An 11,834-nucleotide genomic window follows, 5' to 3' on the forward strand; every position below is an offset into this window, starting at 1 on the left:
CCGATCGCCGACGCGAACGCATGGCGCCGCGCCACGCCGGTGGCGGCCGCGCGCGGCGAAATCGTGCAGTTGAGCGCGCCCGGCGCACCGGCGACCGCGTTGCTGCGCGGCACCGGGCCGTCGCTCGAGCACGACGAAGCGGCCCTGCTGATCGCGTTGAATCCCGAGCTCGACGCGGCGGTGACGGTCGACCCCGCGACGATCCTGCCCGGCGTGCCGGGCGGATTCACGCGCGTCGCCACGCAAGACGGCACGCACCCCCACCCGCCGGCCGCGCTCGAACCGTTCACGCTCGACCCGGGCGCGTACGCGCTGCTGCATGCGTGGCAGGCGCCGCCCGTCACGACTCGCCGCGACGCCGCACACGAGCGCGGCGCACTGTCCGCGGCGATCGCGGCCGACCGGATCGCGATCGAGCGCGTCGAGCCGTCGGTCGACGGCGGCCGCTTCGCGGTCAAGCGCGTGATCGGCGAGACGCTCGTCGTCCACGCGTCGATCTTCACCGACGGGCACGCGCATCTCGCGGCCGCGCTGCAGTGGCGTGCCGCCGGCGACGACGACTGGCGCGAAATCCCGTTCGAAGCCGAACCGAACGACGGCTGGCACGCCCGCGTCGTGCTCGACCGGCTCGGCCGCCATGAATTTCGCGTGATTGCCTGGCGCGACGACTGGGCGTCGCTCGTCCACGATGTCGCGAAGAAACACGCGGCCGGCCAGGACGTGACGCTCGAACTGCGCGAAGCGCAGCTGCTGCTCGCGACCGCGCTCAAGCTCGCCGATCCGCTCGATGCACGCGCGCGCACGCAGATGAAACGACTCGTCGCCGAGTTCAAGGACGCATCGGCCGACGTGCGGCTCGCGCAGCTCGGCGCGGCGCCGCTCGCCGACGCGTTCGCGGCGCTGCGCTACCGCCCGTTCGTCACGCACGACACGACGACCTTCCCGGTCGACGTCGAGCGCCGCGCGGCCCGCTTCTCCAGCTGGTACGAGATGTTTCCGCGCTCGGCGAGCGACGATCCGCACCGGCACGGCACGTTCGACGACGTGATCGCGCACCTGCCGCGCATCCGTGACATGGGTTTCGACGTGCTGTATTTCCCGCCGATCCACCCGATCGGCACGACCGCGCGCAAGGGCCGCAACAACAGCCTGACGGCCGGCCCCGACGACGTCGGCAGCCCGTACGCGATCGGCTCGCCGGACGGCGGCCACACGGCCGTGCATCCGCAGCTCGGCACGCTCGACTCGTTCCGCGCGCTGGTCGATGCCGCGCGCGGCCACGGGCTCGAAATCGCGCTCGATTTCGCGATCCAGTGCTCGCCCGACCATCCGTGGCTCGCCGCGCATCCGGGCTGGTTCGCGTGGCGGCCCGACGGCTCGCTGCGCTTCGCGGAAAATCCGCCGAAGCGTTACCAGGACATCGTGAACCCCGATTTCTACGCGCCGGACGCGCTGCCCGACCTGTGGCTCGCGCTGCGCGACGCGGTGCTGTTCTGGGTCGACGCGGGCGTGCGGATCTTCCGCGTCGACAATCCGCACACGAAGCCGCTGCCGTTCTGGGCGTGGATGATCGACGACGTGCGCGGCCGGCACCCGGACGTCGTATTCCTGTCCGAAGCGTTCACACGGCCGGGGATGATGGTCCGGCTTGCGAAAGTCGGCTTCTCGCAGTCGTACACGTACTTCACGTGGCGCGAGTCGAAGCGCGAATTCATCGACTACCTGACCGAGCTGACGACCGGCCCGGTGCGCGAGTTCTTCCGGCCGAACTTCTTCGTCAACACGCCCGACATCAACCCGCGCCACCTGCAGAACGCGCCGCGCACGCAGTTCGTGATCCGCGCGGCGCTCGCGGCGACGCTGGCCGGCGCGTGGGGCATGTACTCGGGCTTCGAGCTCGGCGAATCGGCGCCGCTGCCCGACAGCGAGGAATACGCGGACGCGGAGAAGTACGAGCTGCGCTCGCGCGACTGGAGCAAGGCCGCGCATATCGGCGCCGAGGTCGCGCGGCTGAACCGCGCGCGGCGTGCCCACCCGGCGCTGCAGACCCATCTCGGCCTCACGTTCCTCGACGCGGACAACGACTCAGTGCTCGTGTTCATGAAGGCGACGCCGGCGTTCGACAGCGTGGTGGTCGTCGCGATCAGCACCGATCCGTGGCATCCGCAGGTCGCGAACTTCACGCTCGATGCGTCGCTGTGGCGCGGCCTGGGGCTCGTCGACGGCGAACCGCTCGACGCGCTCGAACAGGACGCCACGCATGCGGAAACCTGGCGCGGGCATCGCCAGTACGTCTCGCTCGATCCGCATGTGCGCCCGTATGCAATCTGGCGGCTCACGCCGTCTCCAGGCGCCGCGCGGGCGGCGGCGCACGAACCGGGCGACGCCCGGCCCTCCTCGGGAGCCCATGGATGATGAAACGCGAAGATTCCCTCGACGACGTGCGCCGCGCGCAATTCCCGTCGCTCGCGCCGGCCGGCACCCCGCGCCGGCGCCGCTCGCGCCGCCGCGCGCCGGCGCTCTGCGCGGACGATCCGCTGTGGTACAAGGACGCGATCATCTACCAGGTGCACGTGAAGTCGTTCTACGACTCGAACAACGACGGCATCGGCGACTTCCCCGGCCTGATTGCGAAGCTCGACTACATCGCCGAGCTCGGCGTCGACACGATCTGGCTGCTGCCGTTCTACCCGTCGCCGCGCCGCGACGACGGCTACGACATCGCCGACTACCGCGGCGTGCATCCCGACTACGGCACGCTGGCCGACGTGCGGCGCTTCATCCGCGAAGCGCATGCGCGCGGCATTCGCGTAATCACCGAGCTGGTGATCAACCACACGTCGGACCAGCATCCGTGGTTCCAGCGCGCGCGCCGCGCGAAGCCCGGTTCCACGCATCGCGACTACTACATGTGGTCGGACACCGACACGAAATACGCGGGCACGCGGATCATCTTCCTCGATACGGAAACGTCGAACTGGGCGCACGACCCGATCGCCGGCCAGTACTACTGGCACCGCTTCTATTCGCACCAGCCGGACCTGAACTTCGACAACCCGGCCGTCGTGCGCGAGGTGATGCAGGTGATGCGCTTCTGGCTCGACCTCGGCATCGACGGGCTGCGGCTCGACGCGGTGCCGTATCTCGTCGCGCGGGAAGGCACCAGCAACGAGAACCTGCCCGAGACGCACGCGATCCTGAAGCGGATCCGCGCGACGATCGACGCCGAGTATCCGAACCGGATGCTGCTCGCGGAGGCGAACCAGTGGCCGGAGGACGTGCAGGAATATTTCGGCAACGAGGACGAATGCCACATGGCGTTCCATTTCCCGCTGATGCCGCGCATCTACATGTCGATCGCGAGCGAGGACCGCTTCCCGATCGTCGACATCATGCGGCAGACGCCGGAACTCGCGCCGAGCAACCAGTGGGCCGTGTTCCTGCGCAACCACGACGAGCTGACGCTCGAGATGGTGACCGACTCCGAGCGCGACCTGCTGTGGCAGACCTATGCGAGCGACCGGCGCGCGCGGCTGAACCTCGGCATCCGGCGCCGGCTCGCGCCGCTGATGGAACGCGACCGGCGCCGCATCGAGCTGATCAACTCGCTGCTGCTGTCGATGCCGGGCACGCCGGTGATCTACTACGGCGACGAGCTCGGGATGGGCGACAACATCCACCTCGGCGACCGCGACGGCGTGCGCACGCCGATGCAGTGGTCGTCGGACCGCAACGGCGGCTTCTCGCGCGCCGACCCCGAACAGCTCGTGCTGCCGCCGGTGATGGGCGCGCTGTACGGCTACGACGCGGTCAACGTGGAGGCGCAGACGCGCGACCCGCATTCGCTGCTGAACTGGACGCGCCGCATCCTGTCGACGCGCCGCGCGTCGCAGGCGTTCGGGCGCGGCACGATCCGCTTCCTGCGCCCGGAGAACCGCAAGGTGCTCGCGTACCTGCGCGAGCTGGACGGCCACGATCCGGTGCTGTGCGTCGCGAACCTGTCGCGGGCGTCGCAGGCCGTCGAGCTCGACCTGTCCGAATTCGCGGGCCGCGTGCCGATCGAGATGACATCGGATTCGCCGTTTCCGCCGATCGGGCAGCTCACGTACCTGCTGACCTTTCCACCGTACGGGTTCCTGTGGTTCGTGCTCGCCGAGCACGGCCGCGAACCGTCGTGGCGGCAGCCGCACGCGGAGCCGCTGCCCGAATACGTGACGCTCGTGATGCGGCGCGGCGATACGCGGCCGAACGTCGAACAGCTGCACGTGCTCGCGCACGATGCCCTGCCCTCGTGGCTCGCGCGGCGGCGCTGGTTCGCGTCGAAGGACCGCGCGATCGGCACGGCCCGGCTGAACGTCGTCACGCCGGTGCCGGGCGAACCGTTCCAGTACGCGGAGGCCTGGGTCGAATCCGGCGAGACGGGCAACGTCGAACGCTACGTCGTGCCGCTCGCGGCCGCGTGGGGCGGTGAAACCTCGCAGCCGCTGTTCACGCAGCTGGCGCTGGCGCGCGTGCGGCGCGGCCATTCGGTCGGCTACCTGACCGACGCGTTCGCGCTGCCGGCATTCGCGCACGGGATGCTGCGCAAGCTGCGCGACGGCGCGACGGTGCCGACCACCGACGGCGGCCGGCTCGCGTTCCTGCCGGAAGACGCGCTCGCCGCGCTCGATCCCGGCGACGACGCCGAAGTGCGCTGGCTCGCGGCCGAGCAGAGCAACAGCTCGCTCGTGATCGGCGACGCGATCGTGCTGAAGCTGGTGCGCAAGGTCGCGCACGGCGTGCATCCGGAAGCGGAAATGAGCCGGCACCTCACGCGGATCGGCTACCCGAACACCGCGACGCTCGCGGGCGAAGTCGTGCACGTCGACCCGGACGGCACGCCGCACACGGTCGCGATCCTGCAGCGCTACGTCGACAACCAGGGCGACGCGTGGACGCGCTCGTTCGACTTCCTGCGGCGCGCGGTGGACGAGCTCGCGCTGCCGGCTGCCGACGAAGAGGAACACGACGACACGAACGAGGAACCCGACGCGCTGCTCGGCTATGCGGCGTTCGCGGGGATCATCGGCACGCGGCTCGGCCAGCTGCACGTCGCGCTCGCGCAGCCGTCCGACGATCCCGCGTTCGCACCGGAGCACGCGACGCCCGGCCATGTCGACGGCTGGTGCGCGGACGCGATCGCGTCGTTCGAGCACGCGCTCGACGTGCTGCAGACGCGGCTCGAGGCGCTCGATCCTGCGATGCGCACGGCGGCCGACACGCTGCTCGCGTCGCGCGACGCGGCCGTGCGCGCGCTCGGCGAACTCGTGCCGCGCACGCTCGACGCGCAGTGCATGCGGATCCACGGCGATTTCCATCTGGGCCAGGTGCTCGACGTGCAGGGCGACGCGCTGCTGATCGACTTCGAGGGCGAGCCGGCGCGCCCGCTCGAACACCGCCGCGCGAAATCGCATCCGCTGCGCGACGTGGCCGGCCTGCTGCGTTCGCTGTCGTACGTGAGCGCGACCGCGCAGTTCGCGATCGAGAAGGCGCCGCCGCAGGCGGCCGGCCGCAAGCGCGCGCTGTTCGACCGCTTCGGGCAGGCCGCCGCCGACCGCTTCGTCGACTGCTATCGCACGGCCGCCGAGCAGGCGCCCGCGCGTTTCGTCGACCCGCGCTACGCCGATCGCCTGCTCGCGCTGTTCCTGATCGACAAGGCGTCGTACGAGCTGTGCTACGAAGCCGCGAACCGGCCCGACTGGCTGAGCGTGCCGGTCGGCGGGCTCGCCGCGCTGGTCGAACGGCTGCTCGATGACGGCGGCGCATCCGACGACGGAGGCACACGATGACTGACACGCTGTTCGAACGATCCGACATCGAGGCGCTGCTCGCCGGCCGTCATCCCGATCCGTTCGCGTGCCTCGGCCCGCACGGGCAGGCCGGCGAGGTCGTCGTGCGCGCGCTGCTGCCCGGCGCGACAAGCGTGCATGCGCTGTCGCCGGAAGGCGCCGAACTCGGCACGCTCGAATGCGTCGATCGCGCCGGCTGCTTCGCGGGAACGATCCCGCGCAACGGCGGCGCGCCGCACTACCTGCTCGCGATCGACTGGCCCGACGCGCGGCAGGTGATCGACGATGCGTATGCGTTCGGCACGCTGCTCGACGACGCCGTGCTCGCCCGCTTCTCCGCCGGCGACCCGGCCGCCGTGCTCGACTGCCTTGGCGCCGTGCCCGCGCGCATCGACGACACCGACGGCGTGCGCTTCGCGGTCTGGGCGCCGAACGCGCAGCGCGTGTCGGTGGTGGGCGATTTCAACGGCTGGGACGGCCGCCGCCATCCGATGCGGCTGCGCCGGCCGTCGGGCGTGTGGGAGCTGTTCGTGCCGGGCATCGGCGCGGGCGAATGCTACAAGTACGAGGTGCGCGCGGCCGACGGGCGCGTGCTGCCGCACAAGGCCGATCCCTGCGCGCGCGCGACCGAGGCGCCGCCGCGCACGGCGTCGGTCGTCGCCGACGTCGCGGCGCTCGACGCGTTCGCATGGCACGACGACGGCTGGATGCACGCGCGGCCGCACACCGACCGCTACCGCGTGCCGTGGTCGATCTACGAGGTGCATGCGGAATCGTGGCTACGGGTGCCCGAGGAGATGAACCGCAGCGCGACCTGGGACGAACTCGCCGAGCGGCTGATTCCGTACGTGAAGGGAATGGGCTTCACGCACGTCGAGTTCATGCCGATCGCCGAATACCCGTTCGGCGGCTCGTGGGGCTACCAGCCGCTCGCGCAGTTCGCGCCGTCCGCGCGCTTCGGGCCGGTCGACGGCTTCGCGCGCTTCGTCGACCGCGCACATGCGGCCGGCATCGGCGTGCTGGTCGACTGGGTGCCCGCGCACTTCCCCGACGATCCGCACGGCCTCGCGCAGTTCGACGGCACCGCGCTGTACGAGCACGCCGACCCGCGCGAAGGGCTGCATCCCGACTGGCACACGTGCGTGTTCAACGTCGGGCGCAGCGAAGTCGGCGCCTTCCTCGTCGCCTCGGCGCTCGCGTGGGCGCGCCGGTATCACGTCGACGGCATCCGCGTCGACGCGGTCGCGTCGATGCTGTACCGCGACTATTCGCGCGCGGAAGGCGAATGGGTGCCGAACGTGCACGGCGGCCGCGAGAACCTCGAATCGGTCGCGTTCCTGCGCATGCTGAACGACACGCTGCACGGTGCGGCCGCGCCGGCCGGGGTCGTCACCATCGCGGAGGAATCGACCGCCTGGCCGGGCGTCACCGCGCCGACCGGCGACGGCGGGCTCGGCTTCGACTTCAAGTGGAACATGGGCTGGATGCACGACACGCTCGCGTATCTGCGCGAGGATCCGGTACATCGCCGCTATCACCACGACCGGATGACGTTCGGGCTCGTGTACGCGTTCTCCGAGCGCTTCGTGCTGCCGCTGTCGCACGACGAGGTCGTGCACGGCAAGGGCTCGCTCGTCGCGAAGATGCCGGGCGACGCGTGGCAGCGGCTCGCGACGCTGCGTGCGTACTTCGGCTTCATGTGGGCGCACCCCGGCAAGAAGCTGCTGTTCATGGGCAGCGAATTCGCGCAATGGGCCGAGTTCGCGCACGACGCGACGCCGCACTGGGACCTGCTCGATGCGCCCGCGCATCGCGGCGTGCAGCGGCTCGTGCGCGACCTGAACCGCACCTATGCGGCCGAGCCGGCGCTGCATGCGCTCGACTGTCATGCGGCCGGCTTCTCCTGGCTGATCGGCGACGACCGCGACAACAGCGTGTTCGCGTTCGCGCGCCGCGACGACGCGGGGCATCTCGTCGTCGCGGTCTGCAACTTCACGCCCGTGCCGCGCGCCGGTTATCGCATCGGGCTGCCCGCGCCCGGCCACTGGCGGGAACTGATGAACACCGATGCCGCGCCGTACGGCGGCACCAACGCCGGCAACGACGGCGCCGTGTGGGCCGAAGCCGTGCCCGCGCACGGCGAAGCGTGGTCGGCCACCCTGCGCCTGCCGCCGCTCGCGACGCTGTGGCTGCGCCCCATCTGAATGCTTGCGCCCTCGACACGGAGATCCCCCGCATGCCGACTGCCCTGCCCACCCGTCTGGAATCCGGCCGTAGCTACCCGCTCGGCGCGACCTGGGACGGCCTCGGAACCAACTTCGCGGTGTTTTCCGCGCACGCACACCGCATCCAGCTGTGCGTGTTCGATCCGACCGGCCGCAAGGAGCTGGCGCGCCTCGACCTGCCCGAATGCACCGACGAGATCTGGCACGGCTACCTGCCCAACGCGCATCCGGGCACCGTGTACGGGTTTCGCGCGGACGGCCCGTACCAGCCGCAGCACGGCCATCGCTTCAACCCGACCAAGCTGCTGCTCGACCCATACGCGCGCAAGCTGGTCGGCCAGTTCCGCTGGTCGGACGCGCTGTTCGGCTATCGCCTGCATTCGAACCGCGCGGACCTGTCGATGGACCGGCGCGACTCGGCGCCCGCGATGCCGAAGTGCGTGGTGGTCGACGAGGCGTTCGACTGGAGCACCGACCGGCGCCCGCGCGTGTCGTGGCGCAACACGGTGATCTACGAGACCCACGTGCGCGGCGCGTCGATGCGGCGTGCCGGGTTGCGCCCGCCCGAGCGCGGCACGTTCTCGGCGTTCGCGCATCCGGCGTTCATCGATCACCTGCTGTCGATCGGTGTGACGACGGTCGAGCTGCTGCCCGTCCACGCATTCCTGCAGCAGCGCGCGCTCGTGAACCGCGGGCTGCGCAACTACTGGGGCTACGACACGGCCGCGTTCTTCGCGCCGGAGCCCGCGTATCTCGCGACGCGCCGGCTCGACGAGATGCGCATCGCGATCCGCCAGCTGCATGCGGCCGGCATCGAGGTCGTGCTCGACGTCGTCTACAACCATACGTGCGAGGGCAACGAGCTCGGCCCGACGCTGTCGTGGCGCGGCCTCGACAACGCGAGCTACTACCGGCTGATGCCGGACAACCGCCGCTATCATGTCGACGAGACCGGCTGCGGCAACACGCTGAACCTGTCGCATCCGCGTGTCGTGCAGATGGTGATGGATTCGCTGCGCTACTGGGCCACCGCGTTCAACATCGACGGCTTCCGCTTCGACCTCGGCGTGACGCTCGGCCGCGAGGAACACGGCTTCGATCCCGGCGCGGGGTTCTTCGACGCGCTGCGGCAGGATCCGGTGCTCGCGCAGCGCAAGCTGATCACCGAGCCGTGGGATCTCGGCCCCGGCGGCTACCAGCTCGGCCGCCACCCGCCCGGTTTCGCCGAGTGGAACGACCGCTTCCGCGACACCGTGCGGCGCTTCTGGCGCGGCGACCCGGGCCAGCGGCCGGAGCTCGCCGCGCGCCTCGCGGGGTCGGCCGACCTGTTCAACCACCAGCGGCGCCATACGTGGGCGTCGGTCAATTTCATCACCGCGCACGACGGCTTCACGCTCGCCGATCTCGCGTCGTATTCGGCGAAACACAACGAAGCCAACGGCGAGGACAACCGCGACGGCCGCGACGACAACTGCAGCGCGAACTGGGGCGTCGAAGGGCCGACCGACGACGCGGCGATCCGCGACGTGCGCGCCCGCGTCGCGCGCTCGATGCTCGCGACGCTGTTCACCGCGCTCGGCACGCCGATGCTGGTGGCCGGCGACGAGTTCGGCCGCACGCAGCACGGCAACAACAACGCGTACTGCCAGGACAACGAGCTGTCGTGGCTCGACTGGGATCAGGCGCGCGGCGACGAAGCGGTGACGTTGATGCGCTTCGTGTCGCGGCTTGCCGCACTGCGGCGCATGTACCCGGTGATGTCCACGCCGCGCTATCCGTCGGGCGACCGCGAAGCGGCGCCGGGCATGGCGGAGATCGGCTGGTTCGACGAGCACGGCGACCCGATGACCGTGCCCGCGTGGCAGGACCACGAGCGCCGTGCGCTGACGATGCGGCGCGTCGGCACGGGCCGCACCGGGCGCACCGAGGCGCTGCTCGTGATGCTGAACGCGTCGTCCGAGACGGTCGTGTTCGCGCCGCCCGCGCCGGCGCTCGACTATCGCGTGCTGGTCGACACGGCCACGCCCGACGCCGGCCCGCGCTCGTGGCCGGCCGACGGCCTCGACGTCGCCGCGCACGCGGCCGCGATCGCGGTGGCCGCCGTGCCGACCGACCTGTCTCCGGGAGACCCGACATGAGATCACGCCCCGCCCGTCCATCGGGTTCGCATGCGTTCGACACGTCGTTCGGCGCGACCTGCATCGAGCCCGACCGCACGCGCTTCCGGCTGTGGGCGCCCGCGAGCCGCACGGCCGCCGTCGAAATCGAAGGCGAAAACCGGCCCGCCATCCCGATGACCGCGGTGGGCGACGGCTGGTTCGAGGCCGTCGTGCCGTGCGGCCCCGGAACGCTGTATCGCTACCGGCTCGACGGCGATCTCGCGGTGCCCGATCCCGCGTCGCGCTTTCAGCCCGGCGGCGTGGACGGCCCGAGCCAGGTCGTCGATCCGGCTGCGTACCGCTGGCGCCACGACACGTGGCGCGGCCGCCCGTGGCACGAGACGGTGCTGTACGAGCTGCACATCGGCGCATGCGGCGGCCACGCGAGCGTCGAGCGGCGGCTGCCGGAGATCGCCGCGCTCGGCGTGACCGCCATCGAGCTGATGCCCGTCAACACGTTTCCCGGCGCGCGCAACTGGGGTTACGACGGCGTGCTGCCGTTCGCGCCCGATCCGTCGTACGGACGGCCCGAGGAACTGAAGGCGCTGATCGATGCCGCGCACGGGCTCGGGCTGCAGGTGTTTCTCGACGTCGTCTATAACCACTTCGGCCCGCAAGGCAACCTGCTGCCGCGCTACGCGCCCGCGTTCTTCCGCGCGGACCGTCAGACCGCGTGGGGGCCGGCGATCGACTTTTCGCGGGAGCAGACGAGCGCGTTCTTCATCGAGAACGCGCTGTACTGGCTCCACGAATTCCGTTTCGACGGGCTGCGCATCGATGCCGCGCACGCGATCGACGACGACGTGTGGCTGCGCGAACTCGCGCGCCGCGTGCGCGCGTACGCGGGCGACACGCGCCACGTGCACCTCGTGCTCGAGAACGAGCGCAATGCGGCGAGCCTGCTCGGGCCCAGCGGTTTCGACGCGCAATGGAACGACGATTTCCACAACAGCGCGCACGTGCTGCTGACCGGCGAGCGCGACGGCTACTACCGCGCGTACGCCGACGCGCCGCTGCGCCATCTCGCGCGCACGCTCGGCGAAGGCTTCGCGTACCAGGGCGAGCCGTCGCCGCTGCACGACGGCGCCCCGCGCGGCGAACCGAGCGCGCACCTGCCGCCGACCGCGTTCGTCGCGTTCCTGCAGAACCACGACCAGGTCGGCAACCGCGCGTTCGGCGAACGGCTGCGCACGCTCGCGAACGAAGACGCGGTGCGCGCGGCGACCGCGCTGCTGCTGCTTGCGCCGTCGATCCCGCTGCTGTTCATGGGCGAGGAAGACGGCAGCACGCAGCCGTTCCAGTTCTTCACCGACTATCGCGGCGCGCTTGCCGACGCGGTGCGCGAGGGCCGGCGCCGTGAATTCGCGGCCTTTCCGGCGTTCACGGATGCCGCGCATCGCGACGCGATTCCCGATCCGAACGACATCGCGACGTTCGTGCGTTCGACGCTGCACGGCAGCAGCGACGAAACCACGCCCGACACCGATGCATGGCGGCGCTTCTACCGCAGCGCCCTGACCGTGCGTGCGGCGCTCGTGACGCCGAACCTGCCCGGCGCCCGCGCGCTCGGCGTCGACCTGCTCGCGGGCGATGGCGACCCGCAGGCGCTGGCCGCGCGCTGG

At 71.0% G+C, this 11,834-nt stretch carries 5 protein-coding genes; all 5 read left to right on the forward strand.

The window, feature by feature from the left end; genetic code table 11:
- On the forward strand, window positions 1-2,415 hold a 2,415-nt coding region (locus tag G3N98_RS34985; RefSeq protein WP_206150690.1), incomplete at its 5' end, for an alpha-1,4-glucan--maltose-1-phosphate maltosyltransferase.
- On the forward strand, window positions 2,415-5,828 hold the full coding sequence (gene treS, locus G3N98_RS34990; protein ID WP_206150693.1) for a maltose alpha-D-glucosyltransferase: 3,414 nt from the start codon (window positions 2,415-2,417) through the stop codon (window positions 5,826-5,828). The genes G3N98_RS34985 and treS, both read left to right, overlap by 1 nt.
- A complete protein-coding gene (gene glgB, locus G3N98_RS34995) occupies window positions 5,825-8,032 on the forward strand; it encodes a 1,4-alpha-glucan branching protein GlgB (RefSeq protein ID WP_206150691.1) in 2,208 nt (735 codons plus the stop codon). The genes treS and glgB overlap by 4 nt, the downstream gene beginning before the upstream one ends.
- 32 nt (window positions 8,033-8,064) lie before the next feature.
- A complete protein-coding gene (gene glgX, locus G3N98_RS35000; protein ID WP_089459319.1) occupies window positions 8,065-10,191 on the forward strand; it encodes a glycogen debranching protein GlgX in 2,127 nt (708 codons plus the stop codon).
- A partial coding sequence (gene treZ / locus G3N98_RS35005; RefSeq protein WP_206150692.1) for a malto-oligosyltrehalose trehalohydrolase occupies window positions 10,188-11,834 on the forward strand: 1,647 nt, incomplete at its 3' end. The genes glgX and treZ, both read left to right, overlap by 4 nt.

The sequence above is a fragment of the Burkholderia sp. Tr-20390 genome (genome assembly GCF_017104595.1).
In the GTDB taxonomy this organism is placed as follows: domain Bacteria; phylum Pseudomonadota; class Gammaproteobacteria; order Burkholderiales; family Burkholderiaceae; genus Burkholderia.

Bases quoted from the DNA above. Each gene is read 5' to 3' on its own strand.
- glgX (WP_089459319.1), top strand. From the start codon at position 8,065: ATGCCGACTGCCCTGCCCACCCGTCTGGAATCCGGCCGTAGCTACCCG.
- glgB (WP_206150691.1), top strand. From the start codon at position 5,825: ATGACTGACACGCTGTTCGAACGATCCGACATCGAGGCGCTGCTCGCC.
- treS (WP_206150693.1), top strand. From the start codon at position 2,415: ATGAAACGCGAAGATTCCCTCGACGACGTGCGCCGCGCGCAATTCCCG.